At 31.4% G+C, this 23,603-nt stretch carries 29 protein-coding genes; 10 read left to right on the top strand and 19 right to left on the bottom strand.

What is annotated here, in order from left to right:
- The first annotated feature begins 63 nt into the window (after nt 1-63).
- The 4 genes from GXM21_RS05620 (at nt 64) to GXM21_RS13210 (ending at nt 4,697) form a co-directional block, all read left to right on the top strand.
- Entirely contained in the window at nt 64-2,646 is a 2,583-nt protein-coding gene (locus tag GXM21_RS05620) for an FAD-dependent oxidoreductase (protein WP_008538054.1), read from the top strand.
- An 87-nt stretch (nt 2,647-2,733) separates the two neighbouring features.
- Nucleotides 2,734-4,025 (top strand): IS3 family transposase gene (locus GXM21_RS05610; RefSeq protein ID WP_370858464.1). Its coding sequence is split into 2 segments (ribosomal slippage): nt 2,734-3,121 and nt 3,121-4,025, totalling 1,293 coding nucleotides; the frame shifts between segments, so codons are not numbered across the junction.
- Between the two features lie 157 nt (nt 4,026-4,182).
- Complete coding sequence (locus tag GXM21_RS05605; protein ID WP_008538057.1) at nt 4,183-4,542, top strand: AraC family transcriptional regulator; 360 nt, start codon at nt 4,183-4,185, stop codon at nt 4,540-4,542.
- Nucleotides 4,488-4,697, top strand: a complete 210-nt coding sequence (locus tag GXM21_RS13210; RefSeq protein ID WP_083826937.1) for a helix-turn-helix domain-containing protein — start codon at nt 4,488-4,490, stop codon at nt 4,695-4,697. Before GXM21_RS05605 ends, GXM21_RS13210 begins: the two co-directional genes overlap by 55 nt.
- Nucleotides 4,698-4,735: 38 nt before the next feature.
- Here GXM21_RS13210 and GXM21_RS05595 read toward each other — a convergent pair whose 3' ends face one another.
- A complete protein-coding gene (locus GXM21_RS05595; RefSeq protein WP_008538058.1) occupies nt 4,736-5,077 on the bottom strand; it encodes a winged helix-turn-helix transcriptional regulator in 342 nt (113 codons plus the stop codon).
- A 102-nt stretch (nt 5,078-5,179) separates the two neighbouring features.
- Here GXM21_RS05595 and GXM21_RS13120 point away from each other — a divergent pair, with 102 nt between their 5' ends.
- Nucleotides 5,180-5,386 (top strand): flavodoxin family protein, encoded by a 207-nt coding sequence (locus GXM21_RS13120; RefSeq protein ID WP_008538060.1) that lies wholly within the window; start codon nt 5,180-5,182, stop codon nt 5,384-5,386.
- Nucleotides 5,340-5,741, top strand: a complete 402-nt coding sequence (locus GXM21_RS05590; protein ID WP_008538061.1) for a flavodoxin family protein — start codon at nt 5,340-5,342, stop codon at nt 5,739-5,741. The genes GXM21_RS13120 and GXM21_RS05590 overlap by 47 nt, the downstream gene beginning before the upstream one ends.
- A 47-nt stretch (nt 5,742-5,788) precedes the next feature.
- On the opposite strand, the gene GXM21_RS05585 is transcribed toward GXM21_RS05590, so the two are convergent.
- Nucleotides 5,789-6,241 carry an ImmA/IrrE family metallo-endopeptidase gene (locus GXM21_RS05585; protein WP_008538062.1) on the bottom strand — a complete coding sequence of 151 codons (453 nt, stop codon included), beginning with the start codon at nt 6,239-6,241 and terminating at the stop codon, nt 5,789-5,791.
- A 3-nt stretch (nt 6,242-6,244) separates the two neighbouring features.
- Nucleotides 6,245-6,406 carry a hypothetical protein gene (locus GXM21_RS05580; protein ID WP_008538063.1) on the bottom strand — a complete coding sequence of 54 codons (162 nt, stop codon included), beginning with the start codon at nt 6,404-6,406 and terminating at the stop codon, nt 6,245-6,247.
- Between the two features lie 177 nt (nt 6,407-6,583).
- On the opposite strand from GXM21_RS05580, the gene GXM21_RS05575 reads away from it, so the two are divergent.
- Nucleotides 6,584-7,666 (top strand): iron-containing alcohol dehydrogenase family protein, encoded by a 1,083-nt coding sequence (locus GXM21_RS05575; protein WP_008538064.1) that lies wholly within the window; start codon nt 6,584-6,586, stop codon nt 7,664-7,666.
- Between the two features lie 50 nt (nt 7,667-7,716).
- Here GXM21_RS05575 and GXM21_RS05570 read toward each other — a convergent pair whose 3' ends face one another.
- The 16 genes from GXM21_RS05570 to GXM21_RS05495 form a co-directional block, all read right to left on the bottom strand.
- Nucleotides 7,717-8,220, bottom strand: coding sequence for an LptA/OstA family protein (locus GXM21_RS05570; RefSeq protein WP_008538065.1), 504 nt, complete (start codon nt 8,218-8,220; stop codon nt 7,717-7,719).
- Nucleotides 8,213-9,097, bottom strand: a complete 885-nt coding sequence (locus GXM21_RS05565) for an amidohydrolase family protein (RefSeq protein WP_039881324.1) — start codon at nt 9,095-9,097, stop codon at nt 8,213-8,215. Before GXM21_RS05565 ends, GXM21_RS05570 begins: the two co-directional genes overlap by 8 nt.
- Before the next feature lie 160 nt (nt 9,098-9,257).
- The gene (locus tag GXM21_RS05560; RefSeq protein ID WP_008538067.1) at nt 9,258-10,244 is read right to left on the bottom strand and encodes a Gfo/Idh/MocA family protein; all 987 of its coding nucleotides are present in this window, start codon (nt 10,242-10,244) and stop codon (nt 9,258-9,260) included.
- Between the two features lie 14 nt (nt 10,245-10,258).
- Nucleotides 10,259-11,041 carry an EcsC family protein gene (locus tag GXM21_RS05555; protein WP_008538068.1) on the bottom strand — a complete coding sequence of 261 codons (783 nt, stop codon included), beginning with the start codon at nt 11,039-11,041 and terminating at the stop codon, nt 10,259-10,261.
- 92 nt (nt 11,042-11,133) lie between these two features.
- Nucleotides 11,134-11,553, bottom strand: coding sequence for an RrF2 family transcriptional regulator (locus GXM21_RS05550; RefSeq protein ID WP_008538069.1), 420 nt, complete (start codon nt 11,551-11,553; stop codon nt 11,134-11,136).
- Nucleotides 11,554-11,651: 98 nt separating this feature from the next.
- On the bottom strand, nt 11,652-12,890 hold the full coding sequence (locus GXM21_RS05545) for a BaiN/RdsA family NAD(P)/FAD-dependent oxidoreductase (RefSeq protein WP_008538070.1): 1,239 nt from the start codon (nt 12,888-12,890) through the stop codon (nt 11,652-11,654).
- A complete protein-coding gene (locus tag GXM21_RS05540; RefSeq protein WP_008538071.1) occupies nt 12,890-13,621 on the bottom strand; it encodes a pseudouridine synthase in 732 nt (243 codons plus the stop codon). The genes GXM21_RS05545 and GXM21_RS05540 overlap by 1 nt, the downstream gene beginning before the upstream one ends.
- 113 nt (nt 13,622-13,734) lie before the next feature.
- Nucleotides 13,735-14,607 carry a tRNA pseudouridine(55) synthase TruB gene (truB, locus tag GXM21_RS05535; RefSeq protein WP_008538073.1) on the bottom strand — a complete coding sequence of 291 codons (873 nt, stop codon included), beginning with the start codon at nt 14,605-14,607 and terminating at the stop codon, nt 13,735-13,737.
- Entirely contained in the window at nt 14,600-15,553 is a 954-nt protein-coding gene (locus GXM21_RS05530) for a DHH family phosphoesterase (RefSeq protein ID WP_008538074.1), read from the bottom strand. Before GXM21_RS05530 ends, truB begins: the two co-directional genes overlap by 8 nt.
- Nucleotides 15,553-15,909, bottom strand: coding sequence for a 30S ribosome-binding factor RbfA (gene rbfA / locus GXM21_RS05525; protein WP_008538075.1), 357 nt, complete (start codon nt 15,907-15,909; stop codon nt 15,553-15,555). Before rbfA ends, GXM21_RS05530 begins: the two co-directional genes overlap by 1 nt.
- An 11-nt stretch (nt 15,910-15,920) precedes the next feature.
- Nucleotides 15,921-18,218, bottom strand: coding sequence for a translation initiation factor IF-2 (infB, locus tag GXM21_RS05520; protein WP_008538076.1), 2,298 nt, complete (start codon nt 18,216-18,218; stop codon nt 15,921-15,923).
- 19 nt (nt 18,219-18,237) lie between these two features.
- Nucleotides 18,238-18,552 (bottom strand): L7Ae/L30e/S12e/Gadd45 family ribosomal protein, encoded by a 315-nt coding sequence (locus GXM21_RS05515; RefSeq protein WP_008538077.1) that lies wholly within the window; start codon nt 18,550-18,552, stop codon nt 18,238-18,240.
- Entirely contained in the window at nt 18,542-18,811 is a 270-nt protein-coding gene (gene rnpM, locus GXM21_RS05510) for an RNase P modulator RnpM (protein WP_008538078.1), read from the bottom strand. Before rnpM ends, GXM21_RS05515 begins: the two co-directional genes overlap by 11 nt.
- A 23-nt stretch (nt 18,812-18,834) precedes the next feature.
- Nucleotides 18,835-19,950 (bottom strand): transcription termination factor NusA, encoded by a 1,116-nt coding sequence (nusA, locus tag GXM21_RS05505; protein WP_008538080.1) that lies wholly within the window; start codon nt 19,948-19,950, stop codon nt 18,835-18,837.
- Between the two features lie 28 nt (nt 19,951-19,978).
- Complete coding sequence (locus GXM21_RS05500; protein WP_008538081.1) at nt 19,979-20,425, bottom strand: ribosome maturation factor RimP; 447 nt, start codon at nt 20,423-20,425, stop codon at nt 19,979-19,981.
- Nucleotides 20,426-20,640: 215 nt separating this feature from the next.
- Nucleotides 20,641-21,204 (bottom strand): NYN domain-containing protein, encoded by a 564-nt coding sequence (locus tag GXM21_RS05495; RefSeq protein WP_008538082.1) that lies wholly within the window; start codon nt 21,202-21,204, stop codon nt 20,641-20,643.
- Nucleotides 21,205-21,333: 129 nt separating this feature from the next.
- On the opposite strand from GXM21_RS05495, the gene def reads away from it, so the two are divergent.
- The 3 genes from def to GXM21_RS05480 all read left to right on the top strand — a co-directional run bounded on the left by def (nt 21,334) and on the right by GXM21_RS05480 (nt 23,597).
- Nucleotides 21,334-21,792 carry a peptide deformylase gene (gene def / locus GXM21_RS05490; RefSeq protein ID WP_008538083.1) on the top strand — a complete coding sequence of 153 codons (459 nt, stop codon included), beginning with the start codon at nt 21,334-21,336 and terminating at the stop codon, nt 21,790-21,792.
- Nucleotides 21,793-21,804: 12 nt separating this feature from the next.
- Nucleotides 21,805-22,740, top strand: a complete 936-nt coding sequence (gene fmt / locus GXM21_RS05485; protein ID WP_008538084.1) for a methionyl-tRNA formyltransferase — start codon at nt 21,805-21,807, stop codon at nt 22,738-22,740.
- 89 nt (nt 22,741-22,829) lie between these two features.
- Nucleotides 22,830-23,597 (top strand): DUF116 domain-containing protein, encoded by a 768-nt coding sequence (locus GXM21_RS05480; protein ID WP_008538085.1) that lies wholly within the window; start codon nt 22,830-22,832, stop codon nt 23,595-23,597.
- The last annotated feature ends 6 nt before the right edge of the window (nt 23,598-23,603 follow it).

The following is a 23,603-nucleotide window of genomic DNA, read 5'->3' as shown; positions in this document are numbered from 1 at the left end:
ATATAATTTAATCTATCTACATTTTAGAATAAATTGTATATATTCTATTGGAGGTATCCGCTTATGAAAATACTAATTATCGGCGGTGTTGCAGCCGGAACGAAAGCTGCTGCAAAATTAAAACGAGAAAATCGTGATTTAGATATCACAATCATTGCTAAAGATGGTGATATTTCTTATGCTGGTTGCGGTTTGCCATATTATATCGGAGGATTTATCAAAGACCGCTCTAGTCTAATTGTTAATACTCCACAAAAATATGCTGCTATGACAGGTGTAAGCGTCTTAACTAATGTAGAAGCTATTACTGTGGATAATAATAATCATACTGTTATTGCTAAAAATTTAATCACTAATGAAGAAGCTTCTTATGCTTATGATAAATTAATTATTGCTACTGGTGCTTCACCTATCACTCCACCTATTGAAGGTGTAAAAAAACAAGGTGTATTTTCTTTGCGCCTTCCTAATGACGCTGTAAATATAAGAGATTATGTTACTAATAATCAAGTAAAAAAAGCTGTTATTGTTGGTGGTGGCTTTATCGGTCTTGAAGTTGCTGAAAATCTTCTAGCTCAAAAAGTTGATGTAACAGTTATCGATTTTGCTCCGCAAATCATGCCTAATGTTATTGACCCAGAAATTGCTAGTTATGTACAAAAACATTTACAAAAACATGGTATTCGCGTATTAACTGGCGTTGCTGCTCAAGAAGTTTTAGGTGATGATAAAGTTTCTGCACTCAAAACCTCCGCTGGTGAATTAAGTGCAGATTTAGTAATCTTATCTGTTGGAATTAGACCAAATACTGCCTTTTTAAATGATACAGGTATGGAAATGTTCAAAGGAACTATTCTTGTAAATGAACAATTACAAACAAATTTACCTGATATCTACGCTATTGGCGATTGTGCTATGGTTTCCAACAGAATGACACATTCTGCTCAATGGTCTCCAATGGGTTCTAGTGCCAACTTAGAAGGCAGACTCTTAGCTCAAATTTTAAATAATACACCTAAAAATTATCCTGGCGTATTAGGCACAGGTATTGTAAAACTTCCAGAACTAAACTGTGCAAGAACAGGTCTTAGTGAAAAAGTTGCTCGTGATGCTGGTTACGATGTAGAAACTGTAATGGCAGTCGTTGATGATAAAGCTCATTATTATCCAGATGCAAGCTCTTTCATCACCAAATTAATCGTAGATAAATCCACACATAAAATCTTAGGTTTCCAAGCACTTGGAAGCGGTGCTGTAGACAAAATGGTGGATATCGCTGTAACAGCTATTTCCTTAGATGCTACTATTAAACAATGCGAATGCATGGATTTCTGTTATGCTCCTCCATTCTCCACAGCTATTCATCCATTTGTACAAACAATTCATATTATGCAAAATAAATTAAGCAATAAATTAATCAGTATCACTCCTGCTGAATATCTAGCTGGCAAAGCAAAAGATTATCGTGTAATTGATGCTGGTTTAGCTCCTAGTATTCGTGGTGCTAAATATGTAGATTTGGCAAAAGTAAATGCACCTATAGAAGGTATCAGCAAAGACGAAAAACTTCTTTTAGTATGTGCTAAAGGTAAACGTGCATATTTCTTACAAAATCGCTTAAGACATTTAGGTTATACAAATACACTTTCCCTTGAAGGTGGTCTTTTCTTCAATGATGTAAAAGTAAAAACTACATCTAAATTAACACCTGAAGAAATAAAAGCTGTAAAAGCTCTAGGTTTCCTTCAAGATAAAAATACAGAAGATAAATTCAATGGTCGTGTAATCACTAGAAATGGTAAAATTACAGCTCAAGAAAGCAAAGTTATAGCTGAAGCAGCAGATAAATTTGGCAGTGGCGAAATAACAATGACATCTCGATTAACTGTGGAAATTCAAGGCGTTCCATATGATAATATTGAACCATTGCGTGAATATCTAATGCAAAATGCAGGACTTGAAACAGGTGGTACAGGCTCAAAAGTTCGCCCTGTAGTTTCTTGCAAAGGTACTACTTGCCAATATGGCTTAATTGATACATTTGCTTTATCTGAAGAAATTCATCAACGTTTCTATAAAGGATATAGAGATGTAAAACTTCCTCATAAATTCAAAATCGCAGTTGGGGGCTGTCCTAATAACTGTGTAAAACCAAATCTAAATGATATTGGTATCATCGGTCAACGCGTTCCTCAAATTGATTATGCAAAATGTCATGGTTGTAAAATTTGCCAACCAATGAATAGATGCCCAATGAAAACATTAAATGTCGTAGATAAAAAAATAACTATTGATGAAAAACATTGCAATCATTGTGGTCTTTGCGTAAATAAATGCCCATTCCATTGCTTTGATACTTATACAGATGGCTATCGCGTTTATATCGGCGGTCGTTGGGGCAAACGCGTAAAAGAAGGTCAACCATTATCCAAAATCTTCACATCTAAAGAAGAAGTTTTAGCCATTGTCGAAAAAGCTATTCTTTTATTCCGTGAACAAGGTATCACTGGCGAACGTTTCTCCGATACAATTGATAGATTAGGTTTTGCTAATGTAGAAGCACAATTATTAGCAGATGACCTCTTATCTCGTAAGCAAGAAAACTTAAAAGCACAAAAACATTTAGTTGGTGGCGCTACTTGCTAAATAAAATTAATATTATTCTTTAACTTAAATAATGAACTGCACCCCAAAAGTTGGACACAAAACAACTTTTGGAGGTGCAGTTTTTTTATGACTAAATACTCAAATGAATTTAAAGTTAAAGCAATTAAAATGGTTTTAAAAGGAAATTCTATTTCTCATGTAGCTAAAATTCTAAACATGCCAGATATAGCTCCTCTTTGCAGATGGATATTTAAACAAAAAGTTATTGAATATAAATGGCTACATCATTTATCATTAAATCAAACAGCAGCCAAATTTTCCATTCCTAATACTGGTACAATTTCTACATGGGAAAAGTTGTATCATTCTTATGGCTTTTCTGGCTTACTTGCTAAGAAACGAGGTAGACCATCTATGAAAAAATCTAAATACAAAGTTAACAAACCTAAAAAAGAACTTTCTTATGTTGAAAAATTGGAACAAGAAGTTTATCAATTAAGGATGGAAAATGACCTATTAAAAAAGTGGCATGCCTTAATGAAGCAATGGGAAAAGGAAGGAAGACACTAGTTTTAGTAATTGCTAAATTAAGGAAAAAATATACTCTAAAAGCCCTATTAAACTATACAAAATTAGCTAAAAGCACATATTATGATGCATTAAAAAAATTATCTAGAGAAGATAAATATAAAGGATTAAAAACATTAATTCATAATATTTGTAATAAAAATCATGGAAGATATGGATATAGAAGAGTAACTATGCAGCTGCATAAACAAGGGATAAAAATCAATCATAAAGTAGTTATGAGATTGATGAAAGAAGAAAATTTAACATGCAAAGTAAGAGCAAAGAAATACAAATCGTATAGAGGGCAAGAAGGAAAAATAGCTAAAAATATATTAAATAGAAATTTCAAAGCAGAAAAACCAAACGAAAAATGGGCAACAGATGTAACAGAATTTGCATTATGTAATGAAAAAATATACTTATCACCAATAATAGATTTATATAACGGAGAAATAATAAGTTATAAAATATCGAAAAGACCAATACTAAAGCAAGTATTAGATATGGTAGAAGATGCAACAAGAAAGATAAAAAAAACAAAAGGGATAATTCTACACTCAGACCAAGGATGGCAGTATCAGAATAAAAAATATCAAAAATTATTAAAAGAAAAAGGCATTATCCAAAGCATGAGCCGAAAAGGCAATTGCTTAGATAATGCCGTAATAGAAAATTTCTTTGGTTTACTAAAAAGCGAATTATTCTATTTAAAAAAATTCAAATCCGTTGAAGATTTTATAAAAGAGTTAAAATCTTATATAAAATATTATAATACAAAACGGATAAAGATAAAACTAAAAGGACTTAGTCCTGTAGAATACAGAATTAAGTTTCAATTAGTAGCCTAATTAATATGTCCAATATTTTGGGTGCACATCAAAACAAGGAGATGCTTTTTTTATTCCCTCGGGAAAAATTTCTTATTACAAAGCTTCAGCTACTAATCCCTGGTGCTATACATGGATTAGTTTTTTAGGGATTAATTCTCAAAACTATATCTATCAAATGATGAAAAAAACTAATGATATTTACATCATTCACAATTTAGATATAACAAAATATAAAACACTAATTGATGAAATTATTAATCTTCAAGAAAATAATGTCATTCATTATATAAAAGCCAATAGCCTCTTATTTCTCATTCTCGCACAACTATTTGAGGATATTAATCTATCTGAAAGTCAAATGCAAACTAAATCTCTTGCTAATGATTTAAAATTTTATTTTGATGTCAACTATGCAGAAAAATTAATTCTAAAGGATATCGCTAAAAAATTTGGCATTCATCCTAATTATCTAACTCGCATATTCCACGAAAAATTTCATTTATCACCAAAACAATATATAATGCAACTAAAATAAAAAAAGCCCGTAGCCTTTTAATAACTACCGAGCTTTCTATTTCCATTATTGCTTCCTCATTAGGATTTGACGACCAATTAGCCTTTTCGCGTACTTTTAAGAAAGAATTTTCTATTTCACCTTCTATATATAAAAAATATTATGCAGAAAAATAATTTTCCACCTAAAAGTCTAGTAAATTCACTAGACTTTTTTATTTCATATCATTTTTATGTATCTCTCCCCATACACATAATCTATCTAAAATTTCCATGAGCGATTTTCCCCTATCTGATAAACTATACTCTACTTTAGGTGATATTTGTGGATATTCCTTTCGTATTATCAAGCTATCTTTTTCCAATTCTTTCAAAGATACTGCAAGTGTTTTATGTGAGATAGTCTTTATATATCTTTTTAATTCATTGTATCTGACAATATTAAATTCCATTAAACAGTATAAAATAACCATTTTATACTTGCCTCGTATTAATGATAAAGTATAACTAAAACCTGTATCTTCAAAATTGGCATTTTCAATATAATTTTTAAACATCAAAACTCTCCTTTTGGTTAGTATCTAACAAAAATGTGCGTACTTCAAGCAAATAATCTACACTGATATAATTATAAATATAAACATTGGAGGTGTAAATTTATGCATAAAAAAATCTGTATTTTAAATGGAAGTCCCAGAATAAATGGCAATACAAAAGAACTCATCAAATATTTTACTAAAGGAGCAGAAACTGTAGGTCATGAAGTTACTTGCTTTGATTTACAAAAAATGAATATTCATGGCTGTCTTGGTTGTTGTAATGGAAGTAAAAACGAAGACGCTCGCTCCTTGTGTACAAAAAGATGATATGTCGCAAATCTATCCTGTATACAAGACAGCAGACATCATAGTCTTAGCTTCTCCTATGTATTATTGGGGCATCACAGGTCAACTAAAATGTGCTTTTGATCGTTTATTCGTTATAGCCGAATTAAATCCAAATTATGAAAATCCACAAAAAGAATGTATTTTACTTATGGCTTCAGAAGGAAATACCTCTGATAATTTTGCACCAGTTAAAGCTTTTTATGAAGGATTAATATCTCATTTAGGTTGGAAAAATCTAGGCATTGTCTATGCTGGAGGAAATATGAATATTGGCGATATTTTAAATAAACCAGAGCAATTAAAACAAGCTGAAGATTTAGGAAAATCTATTTAATAATCATCTGATAAATAAAATACCAGCTATCATTTTAGCTGGTATTTTTAAATACTTTCAATTTGCATCAAAGCATTGATGATTTTATGCACTTCATATGGATTGGGATTTTCCTTAGCCAATACTTCTAATATATAATCTTTATCATAAATAAAATCACTAGAATAATTCAATAAATGAATAGCAAACTCATTTGCTTCACATTCATAACGAGCAGGAGAATAATATATTCCTTCATGTTGAAAAAAATAACCTGCATGCCAATGCATACGCACATGACCAAGTTCATGACAAATTACAATTTTTTGAGCTTCATAATTCAATTTATCATTCAATAAAATAGTCTTTTTTCGCAAAACACGCACCAATATTCCACGTATCTTTTCAGGAAGTGGCACATATAAAATATTTACATCTAATTCCTTTGCCAATGCAAATGGATCTGCTGTTTGATATTTATTAACTAAATTTTTCACTCTTAATTTTATATTTTTTCGCATAATTTATTTTTTCTTTCGTTTATTTCTTTCTTTTGCGTCCCAAAAAGCCATTTCTAGTGCTTCTTGTATCTGATTTTTTTCTTCTATATTCAACTTATATGTATTGCCATCAAATAAAACTTCTGCTTCTTTTAAAAATTTTTCCAAACCTTTATCCTTACCCATAAAATCACCGCCTAATATAATTTTTTATATTATTATATCATACTTATTTTTTTAATTATATAGTTTACAACTTGACAATTTTATTTTTTAGTTATAAACTATTAATTACTTTGCAAATACAAAAAGTTTTAAATAATAATATTAAATATATTATTTAATTATAAGGTGGTTTTATTTATGAATACAGTATTTTTACCTTCATATAGTGTAGGCAGTGATGTTTACAATCAAATTCCAAAAGTTTGTGGTGCTTATGGCAAAACAGCTGTAGTTATCGGTGGTAAAACAGCAATTTCTAAAGCTAAAGATGCTCTTTTAGCTGGAGTACATAATTCTAATATTGAAATAATCGATTTTATCTGGTACGGTGGCGACTCTACTTATGCTAATATAAAAAAACTTGCCCAAAATCCTCAATTTCAAAAAGCAGATATGGTTTTTGCTGTAGGCGGTGGTCGTGCTATTGATACTTGCAAAACTCTTTGCGATATGGAAAATAAGCCTGTTTTTTCTTTCCCAACAATAGCTTCTAACTGCTCTCCTGTAACAGCTGTTTGCGTAATTTATGATGATGAAACTCATGGCTTCAAAGAATTATATTTCCCTCAAAAAAGCCCTCTACATAGCTTTATTAATACAAAAATAATCACTGAAGCTCCTTATGAATATATCTGGGCTGGTATCGGTGATGCTTTATCCAAACAATATGAAACTGGCTTTTCCTCTCGTAATGATGAAATGAGCCATACAAATGCTTTAGGTGTACAAATCAGCAAAAATTGTTCTGATACTTTATTGCAATACGGTCTTGAAGCTTTGACTTCTGCTAAAAATCATCAAGTAAGTGAAGCTTTAGAACAAGTAGTATTAACTATAATCGTAAGTACAGGTCTTGTTTCAGTACTTGTTATAAATGATTACAATAGTTGTCTTGCTCACTCTATATATTATGGTTGCACTATGCTTCCTCAAGGAGAAAAACATCTTCACGGCGAACTTGTAAGTTATGGCGTACTTGTAATGTTACTTTTAGATAAACAACAAACTGAATTTGAAAAAGTTTATGCATTTAACCGCCAAGCTAAATTACCAACTTGTCTAAAAGATATTGAAATCAGTACTAAAGAAGAACTCGATATTGTATTAGATAAAGTAATGACCACAAATGATATTGTCCATGTACCATACAAAATCACTCGTGAAATGGTTTATGATGCTATCATGGATTTAGAAATTTATCATCAAGAACATTTAAATTAACAAAAAAGGCACTAATAAGTGCCTTTTATTTTTATCAAATATATTTTTTATTATTTTGCATCAATAATTTTATTATTAATTACATCATATTGAATTACATCATATACATTTGTTTTGCCATCTTGATGTACTTCTACTAATCCACTAAATTCTGCTATTTTAGTTCGCCAATTGAAAGAACATTTTTCTGCTTGAATAGTTATATCTGGTCTTTCTAAAATAGCATCGCCTTTTATAATTGCTGTTTTTAATTCATCAGAAGCATAGACACTGCCACCTTTAAATTTTATTTCTTCTTGAGGTTCTTCTACATATACATTGCCATTTGCCCATACTTCTTTAGTTACTAAATTGACACGAGCTTTATCTGCTCCTATAGTTCTTGTATCAGTCTTTACTAAGACATTTCCTTCAAGTACAAAACAACCTGAGGAAATATCAAAATACTTGCTATCAGATGTTACGGATACACTTGCACTAGATACTCCTACCATAGATAACATCAATACACAAACTAAAAACATTGATTTTATTAGAAGCTTTAATTTAATCATAAATTTTTTTCTCCTGTTTCTTTAAATATTCTGGTAATCTATCAAAAACCTTTAAAGCATTATGATAAAATACATCATCATAAGCCTTTTTAGGTATTATTGATTGTATTACTTTAATATACTCTTTCATATCCACTAAAGGCCAATCAGAGCCATACATCAATTTTTGATAATCATGTAAATAATTAAACCATGTTCTAAATATATTTAAATATGGTTTAAATTCTTTTATCTGTTTTTTAGCTTTAAATTTGCCTTCCATCAAACCTGACAAATCCATATATACATTTTTATTTTTAGCTACTACTTCTACTGCATCAGCCACCCATGGAGTTCCGCAATGAGCAATTACAAATTTCACCTTAGGGAAATCAACAGCCACTTCATCTATGATTAAAGGCTGTGAATATTTTAATTTTCCCATTGAATTTGCTGTATCGCCCATATGAAAAACCACTGGTACATAATATTTCTGTGCTAATTTATAAAAATCTCTATATTTCTTATCTGTAGCTAAATATGGTTGATATCCTGTATAAATCTTTAATCCAACTGTTGAATTTTCTTCTAATTTTTGCTTAAAACTATCTAATGTATCTTTAAGATTTTCCTTATTAATAGCCAATGCATTAATACCTAAACATTGTGCTAAAAAAGGCGGAAATTTTTCTTTTCCATGATATATTATCTGTGGATTACTAAGATTATTTTCTTCGCAAATATCCACACCCATACCAATACCTAAAACTATATTATTTTTCTTAAATTCATTTTGTACTTCTTCTAAGGTACATTTTAAACCAATATTTTCAGCTGTTTTATTAAATATCCCTTTAGCTGAAAAATGCATATGACAATCTATAATTTTATCCATCATATTTTCACCTCTTAAATCTATACCCTATCTAAACTCTATTATACAAATTATCTATCTTAAGCTCAATAAACTTACTCACCTAGTTTGATTAAATTATCATTAAAATTATTTATCAATGTAAAAACGCCTTAATCATAAGGCGTTTTCTTTTTCTACTTATTTATTTTTCAAAAGGATATTTCATATTCCATTGATTGCGTATTTTATCTAATATTTCCATGACGAAAATAGTTTCTTTATGTGGCATTGCTTCACATTCTAATTCATTTTTATCAATCGCTTTAGCACAAGCTAAAACTTCATATTCATATCCTGTTACTTGTTTTGGTATTTCTACTTCTTTGATTAAATTATGTTCTACATCATAAATTTTTATTGCTTCAGGATTATTGATATTAGTTACACAAATATAACCTTTTTCTCCATAAATAAAACCACATCTATCTGTTGGTGTCATTATAGAAGCATGAAGAACTGCCATTTTCCCATCATTCCAAGTGATTGTTATACTATCTGTCAAATCTACACCTTTATCTGACATCACAGCTTTTGCAAAAATATCTTTTATATCATTGCCAAATACCATCAAAGCAAAATTAACGGTATATACACCTACATCAAGCAAAGCACCGCCAGCAAGTTCTGGAGAAATCATACGTTTCACATCTTTAAGCGGATAACCTAAATTTGCCTGAATTGAATGTACTTGCCCTATAATGCCAGAAGCAATAACATCATTTATTAATTTTCGTGAAGGCATATATCTTGTCCAAATTGCTTCTGTGATAAGTACATTATTTTCTTTAGCTAAAGCTAATAAATCCTTTGTTTCTTCTGCATTTACAGTAAAAGGTTTTTCACACAAAACATTCTTTTTATTTTCTATACATAATTTAGCTATGCGATAATGCTCATTATGTGGTACGGCAATATAGACTAAATCAATATCTTTATCTTGAATTAATTCCATATAAGAACTATAAGCTTTTTCTATTTTATATTCATCTGCAAATGTTTTTGCCTTAATCAAAGTTCTTGAAGCTACTGCATAATTTTTTATATTTTCATCATTTAATCCATTCAAAGTTTTTGCCATCAAAGAAGCGATTAAACCTGTTCCTACAATACCAACTTTCATCTGTTTCATTAAATTAAAACTCCTTAAATATTATTCAAATTATTAGCATCTATATATTCATTATCAGCAAGCCATTTTAATTGATACGAACGACGAGCTGTCCATGCGATATCATTTATATATGAAGCATTAACTGCTGCACCTATGCCTGCTCCTATAATCGGCATTATCTGCATCAACTTACGTTTAGTCAAATTAATACCTAATTGTTTAGCGACTTTTTTGACTAAATTGCTCATTAAAACTTCTTCAATTATTTTCTTTTGTAAAAAATCTGATTTCAATGCCAATAATGCTTCCTTTTTCTCTTTCATATCATTAGCACCTGATACAGACAAAATATTCAACACAAATTCTTTATCTTCAGCTGATTTCACTTCATACCCATAACACATAGCAATTTTATGAATAGTTCTAAAAGCTAAAACTATAACAGCCCCCACATCAGCTACCATTGTTGCTGTACCGCCAAGCCCTGTAGCAAACCCTTCAGAACCAGCAAAACCTATCGCCCATTTATGCACATTACTAGCTAACTTATCAGATAGTGCCAAATCTTTATGACGCAATTCTTCGATAGTATCTACACCAGCATTTTTCAAAATATCATTTTTACTTGCTAATTTTTGACCAATATCATGGGCATGATATATTGCCTTTTCTACTACCACCTCTGGAATTACTTTTCTCGTAAATTTACTCATAGGTGAAAAAATCTTATTCATGCCAGTATTGACTACGCTGGGTTTTTGCTGTTCCCATTTACTGATTTCTACCAATTGTTTTTCTATATATTCATCATACATTAAGATACCCTCCTTATTCTCCACAACAAAATTAATTACAAAAAAAGATTAATTAATTTACCTTAGTAGGCATATTAATTAATCTTTTTCCTCTACTTCATATTTTTTTGCCAACTAATTAAATCCGCCAAAGTAATATTATCCACAACTTCACTTATAGCATCATATAATTTTTCCCAAAGAATTAATGTTGGACATCTATCTGCACGTGTACAATTATTGATATCATCATCAAGGCAAGCTACTGGGGCTAAACTTCCCTCTATCAAACGTAAAATCATGCCTACTGTATATTCTTCTGGTTTTTTAGTCAGTCGATATCCGCCCTGCGGTCCACGCAAGCTTTTTACAAATCCTGCCTTATTTAAACTAGATACTATTTGTTCCAGATACTTATCTGAAATCTGCTGTCGTTCAGCAATATCCTTTATTCGAACCGGTGTTTTTGCATCATTTAATGCGATATCTAACATCAATCGCAATGCATATCTACCTTTAGTTGATATTTTCATCGAGCTTCAATCCCACCTTACTATAAAATTAAATAAATCCTATCTAATTTATAGTATAGCATGAAATTTTTTTCAAAAAAACTATTTACTAAAAAATATTACTCTAAACTACTAGCTTCACCAGCAACAAAGCCCATAGAAAAAGCTGCTTGCAAATTATATCCGCCTGTAAAAGCGTCCACATCTACTACTTCGCCAACACAGTATAAATCTTTAATTAGTTTTGACTCCATAGTTTTAGGATTTATCTCTTTTGTAGAAATACCGCCAGCTGTTACAATAGCTTCGCTAAGTGGTCTTGTCTTTGTAACAGTCATCACCATATCTTGCAATAAGTCAACTAATCTTTCGCGTTCAGCCTTGCTTATTTGATTTACAAATTTATTTTCATCAATAAAAGCTAAATCAATCACTGTACTAATCATTTTGCTTGGCAATAAATCGCCTAAAGCATTTTTTATTTGTTTTCTACTATATTTTTCAAAATCTCTACAAATTCGTTTATCAAGCTGTTCTTTTGTCAAAGCAGGTTTAAGATTTAAAGATAATTCTACCAATTTCCCTTCTCTTAACCATTTAGCAATATCACGACTTAAAGTCAAAATAATTGGCCCACTTACACCAAAATGAGTGAATAACATTTCGCCAAACATTTCTTTTTTTACATCACCATCAACTAATACCTTTAAATTTACATTGCGAAGTGATAAACCTTGGAAATCTTTTACCCAATCTTCTTCACATTCTAAAGGTACAAGTGCTGGAAATAAATCTTCAATAGTATGCCCAATCTGTTTTGCCATGCGATAACCATCGCCTGTTGAGCCTGTTCCAGGGAAAGATGAGCCACCTGTAGCTAAAATAACAGCATCAGCTTCATATAATTTATCTTCTTCAGTGATTACACCTGTTACTTTATTATTATCTACTTTTAAAAATTTTACACTTTCATTTAACTTTATCTGTACAGCCAATCTATGCAATATCTTTTCAAAAGCATTTACAATATCAATTGCTTTATCACTTACAGGGAAAATTCGTCCACCGCGTTCTTCTTTTAATGGCACATCTAATTCTTCAAAAAAGCTTCTGATATCCCAATTAAAAAATTTGCTAAATACACTATATAAAAATCTACCATTACCAGGAATATTTTTTACAAACTCTTGCAATGGTGCTGTATTTGTTACATTACAACGACCTTTACCAGTGATTAATAATTTTTTACCCAAGCGATTATTTTTTTCCAATAACATCACTTCTGCACCATTTTGTGCAGCACTGACAGCCGCCATGAGTCCAGCAGCACCACCGCCAACAACAATAACTTTACGCATTATTTATCTCCTATTTTTTTACGCAAACGCAATAATTCAGTTTCAGTTAATTTTCTATATTCTCCACGTTTTAATTTACTCAAAGTAAGACCTGCAAAAGCTATGCGTTTTAAAGCTTTAACTTCATATCCTAAAGCCTTGAACATACGACGAACTTGACGATTTTTACCTTCATAAATAGTGATTTCCACACGAGATTCTTTCAAAGTTTTATTTATGGAATCTAAATATACATCAGCAGGTGCAGTCTTGCCATCTTCCAATTTCACACCATTTGCTAATTTATCCAAATCTTCCATATTAATAATGCCGTCTATTCTTGCCACATAAGTTTTGCCAATTTCATACTTAGGATGCAATAATTTATTCATAAATTCGCCATCATTTGTGAGTAATAATAAACCTTCTGTATTATAATCCAAACGACCAATAGGGAAAATTCTTTCCTCTACATCAGATAAAATATCTACAACTGTTTTTCTACCTTTTTCATCTTTTACACTAGAGATATACCCTTTTGGTTTATTAAGAATATAATAAACTTTTTTTGCTTCTACTTTAAGCATTTTTCCATTATAAGAAACTTTATCTTTCACTGGGTCAACTTTCGTACCTAATTCAGTAACAACTACCCCATTGACGCGAATTTTACCATCTGTAATTAATTTTTCTGCTCCACGACGAGAAGCAATTCCTGTACGAGCTAAAAATTTTTGTAATCTTTCTTGCAAAATAATTCTCCTTATATTTTATTATCTATATCAAATTATATCATATAATAAATATCATCTTTATGAAAAAAGAGTATGAATTTCTTATCATTCATACTCTTATATTTCTCATTTTATAATACTACCTTATGTGGTGCTATCTTATGTTCGCTAAATACATAACGACCTATACCAGCAAACTCTTTATCTTTATATAAACGAATAAATTTTTCTGTTATTTCTTCATCTTCTTTAACAGCAATTTGTTTACCTTGTTTAATCATTACTGCTTCTTCATCAGAAATAACATATTTTGGTAAATGCTTTATCGGAAAATCTATTGATAATAGCGCTATATGTGGTAATAAGCCTATTTCTTCTGTAGTAAATGCATCTTCTAATTTAAATGCTCCCACATGAGTGCGAATTAAGAAACTCATCACTGTAGGTATTCCTAAATATTTACCAATATCCATACATAAACTGCGAATATAAGTACCTTTAGAACAAACTACTTCAAAAATAAAACCATTTTGTGTCATCTCTTGAAATTTAATATCATGAATGACAACATCTCTTTCTGGCATTTCTACTTCTATATTTTTACGAGCCAAATTATACGCTTTTTCACCATTAATTCTAATAGCTGAATACATTGGTGGTTTTTGTTTTATTTCACCACGAAATGTTTCTAATGCCTCTTTTACTTTTTCATCTGTAGGCATAGTATAATTTTCCATCGTTTCAATGATTTTTCCTGTATCATCACCAGTATCAGTGCTCAGACCAAAAGTTACTTCTACTTTATAGGACTTATCTACATCGTCCATATACTCAAGCATTCTTGTAGCTTTTCCAAGTGCCACTGGCAAAACTCCAGCAGCAGCAGGGTCTAAAGTCCCAGCATGACCAATTTTTTTCAATCCATAAACTTTACGTAAATGAGATACAATATCATGTGAAGTTATTCCTGGTGCCTTCAAAACATTTACAAATCCATTAGGCATTTTCTTTATTCATTCCTTTGATAATAGCATTAAGTACGATATCTTTTGCTTCCATAAGATTTTTATATACAGTCGCACCCGCTGCACGAATATGACCGCCACCGCCAATAGATTGAGCAATCTCACTGACATTTACTGATTTTGAACGCATACTTACTCTAGTTACTTCATCATCAGCATATTTAATCATCACAGCTACATCTACACCACGAATATTTCTAGCAAAATTAACAAAGCCCTCTGTATTATCAGCAGACTCTTTTAAAGCCTTATCAATAATCATCAAAGCAATTTTGCCATCATGATACAACTCAATAGTATCTATAGCTCTTCCAGCTGCCTTTACACTAGAAAAAGAACGTTGGTAAAATATTTCAGAAATTTTATCTGGTTTTACACCAATTTCTAATAATTCCGCAGCAGCTTTTAATGTATAAGGTGTTGTATTGCTATAACAGAAAAATCCTGTATCAGAACAAAGACCTGTATAAATACATGTAGCTGCTTCTAAATTAAATTGCCAATTCATTTCTTTTATTAAACTATAGACAATTTGAGCTGTAGCTGCCGCTTTAGCATCAACATAGCAATAATCAGATACTTTTGTATTAGATATATGATGGTCTAAATTCAAAATAGGTGCTTTTACTACATCTTTTACTCTGCCGATACGGTCAACATCAACATCTAAAATCACAAGTAAATCACACTCTATAATCTCACCATCTTGAGGTTTTTGATATAAATCTAAACCTTCCATCATACCGAGATTATCTGGTAAATCATCATCTAATAAAATTTTTATATCTTTATTAGTTCCCTTTAGGGCATGATATAGCCCTAAAGTTGAACCAACATTATCACCATCAGGATTTACATGAGAAGATAACACTATTTTATTAGCTTTTTCAATTAATTCACCAGCTTGTTTTAGTGTTACTTCCATTATTTTTGCTCCTCATCTTTTTGCACTTTTATCAATAATTCTTGAATATGTGCACTATATTGAAGTGAAGTATCCATGAAAAATTTAATTTCTGGAATAAATTTTAAACGAATACGATGCGCTAATTCTCTGCGAATGAAACCTAAGGAAGAATTTAAGCCCTTCCATGTATCTTCGATTTGTTTATCACTGCCTAAAATACTTACATATAATTTAGCATTGTGTAAATCACTAGATACATCAACTTCTGTAATAGTTACAAAACCGATACGAGGGTCTTTCAATTCTCTCATGATGATTTCACTAGCTTCTTGTTTAATCAATTCTTGTACTTTTTCTATACGAACGCTTCCCATTAATATACTCCTTATTTCTGTGGAATTTCTTCCATATCATATACTTCAAGGATATCGCCTTCTTTAAAGTCACGATAATTATCAATAGTAATACCGCATTCATAACCAGTTGCTACTTCTTTTACATCATCTTTGAAACGACGTAAAGATTCAATCTGACCTTCGTATAATACAATATTATCACGAATAATACGGATTTTAGAGTTATTACATACTTTACCTTCAAGTACATAAGAACCAGCAACTAAAGCTTTGGAGAATTTCATAACTTGACGAATTTCTACTTTACCTTGAATTACTTCTTTATATTTAGGTGCAAGCATACCTTTCATAGCTGCCTGAATATCATCGATAGCTTCATAAATTACGCGATAAGTATGAATATCAATTTTTTCAGTATCAGCTAATTTACGTGCATTTGCATCTGGACGTACGTTAAATGCAATAATTAAAGCATTTGCTGCAGAAGCGAGCATTACGTCAGATTCAGTTACAGCACCAACGCCAGAGTGAACGATACTTACACGAACTTCGCTTTCATTTTTATTAAGACCTAAAAGTGAAGAAGATACTGCTTCTACAGAACCTTGAACGTCAGCTTTAATCAAGATATTTAATTCTTTGATATCGCCTTCGTTAATCTGATTGAATAAGTCATCTAAAGAAACTTTCTTAGAACGCATAAGTTCATTACGCTGTTTTTCAATACGTTTTTCAGCAATAGTTTTAGCAAGTTTTTCATCTAATGCTGCAAGTTCGTCCCCAGCTTCTGGAACATCAGCAAGACCTAAAATTTCTACTGGCATAGAAGGACCAGCTTTTTTAACTTTTTCACCACGGTCATTGATCATTGCACGAACTTTACCACAAGCAGTACCTGCAATAATAAAATCACCGATATGAAGTGTACCATTTTGTACAAGTACAGAAGCTACAGGGCCACGACCTTTATCAAGACGTGCTTCAATTACTACACCACGAGCTTCGCGATTAGCATTAGCTTTGAGTTCTTGTACTTCTGCTACTAATAAGATCATTTCTAAAAGGTCATTAATACCTTCTTTTTTCTTCGCGGAAACAGGTACCATGATTGTAGTACCGCCCCATTCTTCTGGAATGAGTTCATGTTCAGCAAGCTGTTGTTTTACATGGTCAGGATTTGCACCTGGTTTATCCATTTTATTGATAGCTACAACGATTGGCACTTTTGCTGCCTTAGCATGGTTGATAGCTTCTAAAGTCTGAGGCATAACACCATCATCAGCCGCAACTACAAGTACAGCTATATCTGTAACCTGAGCACCACGAGCACGCATAGCTGTGAAAGCTTCATGACCTGGTGTATCTAAAAATACAATTTTTTGACCATTACACATAACTTGATATGCACCGATATGCTGAGTGATGCCACCTGCTTCATTTGATGTTACAGATGTTTTACGAATAGCATCAAGTAAAGAAGTTTTACCATGGTCAACGTGTCCCATTACTGTTACAACAGGAGGACGAAGTGCTAAGTTTTTAGGGTCATCTTCAAATTCTGGGATTTCTGTTAAATCAACTTCAGGTGGAAGTTCTTCGACAGCAATACCAAATTCTTCTGCAATCAAAGAAGCTGTTTCAAAATCAAGTTCCTGATTAATTGTAGCCATTGTACCAAGTAACATTAATTTTTTGATAACATCTGTTACAGGGTATGTCATTTTACTAGCTAATTCTTTAACTGTAATTGTTTCGCCAACTTTAATATGTTTTGGACGAATGATTTCTTGTGGTTTATTTTCCACTACAGGCTTAGCATTTTTGCCTTTATTCTTTTTATTGCCAGCAAATTTATTATTAAAATTATTATTGTTGTTATTATTTTTCTTATTGTTATTGCGATTGTTGTTTTTATCGTTATTTTGTGGACGATTATTTTTATTGTTACGATTTTTATTATTAGCAGTATTATTTACTGGAGTATTTTTTGTTTTATGTTCATTTGTACTAGCATTATTTCTAGTATTATTGCGATTATTGTTCTGATGTGTATTATTCTGATTATTTTTGTTTTTATTATTGTTGTTATTATTATTTGCAGAATTATTATTTTTATGATTTACATTCTGCTGATTATTTTTTTTTACTGTTTGTTGTTTATTATTATCTTTATTATTCACGATACTAGCTATAACCTCACGTTCTTTCTCGCCAACCAAGTTTAGGTTGTTACTAACATTAATATTATTTTTATTTAAAATATCAATTATTTTTTTACTATCTAAAGAAAACTCTTTAGCTAGTTGATAAATTCTATATTTGGACATTAAGCCACCCCCAGGGTTTTCAATTATCCAATATCTTTAAAATGGCTTTCTTAAAGCCTTCATCACAAATCGCTATAGCTGCTCTATCAGTTTTCCCAATAGAATTTGCCATCTCATCTTTTGTAAGTTCTGTATATCTCAACAAAACTTTACTATTTTTTGCCATTTTTTCATATTTAGCTTTTGTCGCATCAGCAACATCATTTGCCAATAATATCAATTTAATATTATTTTTACTGCTTAAAGCTTTTTCAATGACAAATTCTCCAGATATAACTTTACCAGCACGACATGCAATGCTTACAATATTTATTAATTTAACTTTATTGTTCATCAAGTTTGGCAAATTCCTCTTTTAGCTGTTCATATACTGAATTATCTATCTGACATTTAAAAGATTTTTCTAAACGACGCTGTTTCACTGCTGTATTTAGACATTCAATATTCTTACAAATATAAGCACCACGTCCAGATTTCTTACCTGTGAAATCTACACTGAATTCACCTTCTGGACTTTTAACTATACGAATCATTTCACGTTTATTATGAGGTTCTTGACAGCCCACACATAAACGAACAGGAAGTTTTTTCATTACTTATCGCTCCCTATTTATTATTAATCTACAGAAAAAGATTCTTCACTTACAACATTAACCATGTTCATATCGTCTGAATCAAAGCCTTCTTCTGCAGCTTGAGTTTCGCTCTTAATGTCGATTTTCCAACCAGTGAGTTTTGCAGCCAATCTAGCGTTTTGTCCTTCTTTACCAATAGCTAAAGATAATTGATAATCTGGTACGATTACTCTAGACATTTTCTTTTCTTCATTTACTGCAACAGATACAACTTTTGCAGGGCTTAAAGAATTTGCTATATATTTTGCTGGGTCTTCATTCCATTTTACGATATCAATTTTTTCGCCACGAAGTTCATCTACTACAGCTTGAACACGTAAACCTTTTTGACCTACACAAGAACCAACTGGATCGATTTCTTCATTTGCAGAAAATACCGCTATTTTGGAACGCATACCTGGCTCACGAGCTACAGATTTAATTTCAACTGTACCTTCTTGAATTTCAGGTACTTCAAGTTCAAATAATCTTTTCAATAAGCCAGGATGTGTACGAGATACTAAAATCTGAGGACCCTTAGAAGTTCTTTTTACTTCTACTACATAAACTTTAATGCGGTCATTATGTTTATATTGTTCTGTACTGATCTGTTCAGATGGTGCAAGTACAGCTTCTGTTTTACCAAGGTCAATAAATACATTATGACCTTCCATTCTCTGTACAGTACCAGTTAAAATATCACTAGAACGGTTAGAATATTCCTCATAGATAATACCACGTTCTGCTTCTCTAATACGCTGTACTACTACTTGTTTTGCAGTTTGAGCTGCAATGCGTCCAAAGTTAGCAGGTGTTACTTCTACTTCTACTACATCATCTAAAACAATGCTTTCACCAAATTGTTTTTGAGCTTGTAATAAAGAAATCTCTGTAACTTTATTTTCCACTTTTTCTACAACTTTTTTCTGAGCGTATACATGAAATTCGCCAGTTGCTCTTTCTAAATACACACGCACATTAGAAGCAGTGTTGAAATTTCTTTTATAAGCAGATACCAATGCTGCTTCTACTGCTTCAAATAATACTTCTGGTGCTATGCCTTTCTCCTGTCCAACTTCTTTTAACGCATCTAAAAAGCCTTTATCTTTGGTTGCCATTTAATTACATTTACTCCTTAATCTTAATTTAAAAATCAATATGCAATCTAACTAAAGCAATATCTTTTAATGCTATTTCTCTAGTTTCATCAATAGTAATAATATCTTTTGTATAACCAGTTAATTTACCAGTTATCATTTTTTCACCATCAATAGCCTTATATAATGTAATATCCACCAATTTGCCCATTTCGCGTTTAAAATCTTTTTCTTTTTTCAACGCACGGTCAAGTCCTGGTGAAGACACTTCCAAAATATAGCGGTCATTGATAATATTTAATTCTTCAAGCTTTTCATCCAGTAGGCCGCTTACTTCCTGACAATCATCAAGGCCAATGCCACCTTCTTTATCGATGTATACACGTAAAAACCAATCACGTTCTTTTACATACTCTACATCAACAAGTTCATAATCAGTATTAGCTAAAATTTCTTCAGCAATTTTTTCAACTGCTTCTTCCACACGATTTGCCATCGAAACACCTCCTGTAATATTATCCCCAATATAAAGTAAAGAGTGGGCGTCTACCCACTCTTTAAGGAATAATCAAATTAACTTCTTTAACTAGTATAGCATAGAAAATTTATCTATGCAAGATTTTATACATTTATACAAAAAATATCTCTATAAAATAATTTCTGCTATTTACAATAGCTTATCATCATTTTATTAAATTTAAATTATTTCATTTAACTTTTTCTTTTTCTGAGTTCATCTAATTTTGCCATGACTTCATCATTTATTCTTGAGCCGATTTCACTTCTTCTCAATGGCAATACATGCTCACCTGTATATTCATCGCGAATATTTTTTTTGCTATGTTTTATTCTTCGCCATAATTCATTTGCAGAAATACGATATGCTCCTGCTCCTAAAATCAAAGACTGCTCTGCTCCATCAGAAGTTACTACATATACTTCTCTACCATAATATTTAGTAGCTTCATATACACTGCGTTCAATATAACTATCAGCTGTCTCTTTTTCCTTTGTATAAACCACTTTACAATGTTTAGATATTTCTTCGACATTTTCTTCCGCATTAGTATATTGTGCATCAAAAACTATAGTAATATCATATTTTTCATATTGTCCATATTCCATTAAAAGATGAATTAATTTTTCTCTAGCAAAATCTAAATCATCATTGATGAATTTCTTTAAACTTTCCCATGCATTTATTATATTATAGCCATCTACTACCATGTATTTTTCATGTCGATTTGGTGTCAAATATGTTCTACTTCTATTCATAAGCTATTATTCTCCAATTCAATTTTTTGACATTTCTTATTATACCATAAATACTATTATCTTTGCTTTATACTCTTTCCTATGTTAAAATTTATATCAGTTAACTTTGAAATTATAGGAGGAATTCTCGTGGCTATTTTAGATATAAAAAAAGCTGGTGAGCTTGTTTTAAAACAACAAGCTCAACCAATTGAAAGAATTGATAAAACAATCCGTACTTTACTTGATGATATGGCAGAAACTATGTATAAAGCTAATGGTGTAGGTCTTGCTGCACCACAAGTTGGTCAATCTATCCAAGTAGTAGTTATCGATATAGGTGAAGGACTTTTAGAACTCATCAACCCTACTATTATTCGCAAAGAAGGCACTGAGATAGACACTGAAGGCTGTTTAAGTGTACCCGAAATTTATGGTGAAGTAGAACGTGCTGCTAAAGTAAGCGTTGAATATTTAAATCGTCGTGGAAAACGTCATCGCATTACTGCTACAGGACTTCTTGCACGTTGCCTTCAACACGAAATAGACCATTTACATGGAAGATTATTTATTGATATTGCCAATAATCTTCATAAAGCTCAAAAATAAGAGGTGTTTTCCATGCCAATAAAAAATATTGTTTTCATGGGTACTCCAGAATTTGCTGTACCTTGCTTAGATATTTTAAATCAACACTACAATGTAACTGCTGTATATACACAACCAGACAGACCAAAAGGACGTGGTCAAAAATTAGCTATGTCCCCTGTCAAAGAATATGCTCTAAAACATAATTTACCAGTATATCAGCCAGAAAAAATCAAAACACCAGAATGTGTAGCTGAGCTTCGCGAATTAAAACCTGATTTAATTATCGTTGTCGCTTTTGGTCAAATTCTTTCTAAAGAAATACTTGATATACCGCCACTTAGCTGTGTAAACGTACATGGTTCATTATTACCTCGTTGGCGCGGTGCAGCTCCAATCCACTGGTCAATCATCAGTGGCGATAAACAAACTGGTATCACTACTATGTATATGGACGTTGGTTTAGATACTGGCGATATGATATTAAAAGCTACTACCGAAATCACTCCAGATATGACTACAGCACAACTTCATGACAAATTAATGGTTCAAGGTGCTGATTTATTATTGCAAACAGTTCAATTAATCGAAGAAAATAAAGCTCCTCGTGAAAAACAAAATGACAATTTATCTTGCTATGCTAAAATGTTAAACAATGATAATTGTCGCATTGATTGGACAAAATCTGCCCAAGATATCCATAATTTAGTACGTGGATTGAATTCTTGGCCAGTCGCTTATACTACTTTAAACAATAAGAAATTTAAAATCTGGCAAACAAAAGTAACTACAGGAACTGGAAATCCTGGTCAAATCATAAAATTAACTAAACAAAGTATTATTGTAGCTACTGGTGAAGGTGCGATTGAACTTCTTGAAATTCAGCCACCTAATAAAGCAAAAATGCCAGCAAGTTCATATATAAACGGTCATAAACAAGAACTTGAAAATAATGTATCTTTTATCTAAACGTAACAAGCGAAAGTAGCCTAGCTATTTTCGCTTTCTTACTAATTTTTTACCAATTTTACACTACACGAAAGATTAGGATAAACTATATGTATAATGATATTTTAAAAAATACTAAAAAACGCTTATTTATAAAATTAGCTGCTATTAGCTTATTTAGTATAATGTTTCTCACCTATTTGATTATCTGGCTATGTTATCCACGCCTAATTGTCTTAGACTTAGCTTTTATTGCCCAATTAGCTTTTACCTTTGTTAGCATAGTATTTATTTTCTGTTGTCTATTCATTCTAAATATGATTTTCAACATAGCAAATATAAAAGCCTTTTCTTTTCTTGATAAATATATCTTCAATTTTATCAATTTTCTTTTCCCTATCATCATACTCTGGGGAAAAATATTCGGCATAGGACGACGTGAAACTGAACGTTCCTTTATTGCCTTAAATAACTATATACTCACACATAAAAACATCAAAGTAGAAGCTAAAGACTTATTAGTTATCTCCCCACACTGTCTACAACTAGCGACTTGCCCACACAAAATAACTCATGACATCAATAATTGTAAACATTGCAATCAATGTACTATTGGCCCATTAATCGATATGGCAAATAGAATGGGTTTTCATTTCCGTGTGGCAACAGGTGGAACTTTAGCTCGTAAAATTGCCAAAGAACTCCGCCCTAAAATGTTATTAGCCATTGCTTGTGAACGTGATTTAACAAGTGGCATACAAGACGTATATCCTCTACCATCTGCTGGAGTTTTAAATATTCGACCTAATGGTCCTTGTTATAATACCACTGTAGATTTAGAATTAGTTGAACAAACAATTAAACAATTTATTAAATAACAAAAA

Source organism: Megamonas funiformis (assembly GCF_010669225.1).
Lineage (GTDB): Bacteria > Bacillota > Negativicutes > Selenomonadales > Selenomonadaceae > Megamonas > Megamonas funiformis.
Note: the sequence above shows the minus strand (reverse complement) of the source record. Positions and strands in the feature narration are given on the sequence as shown.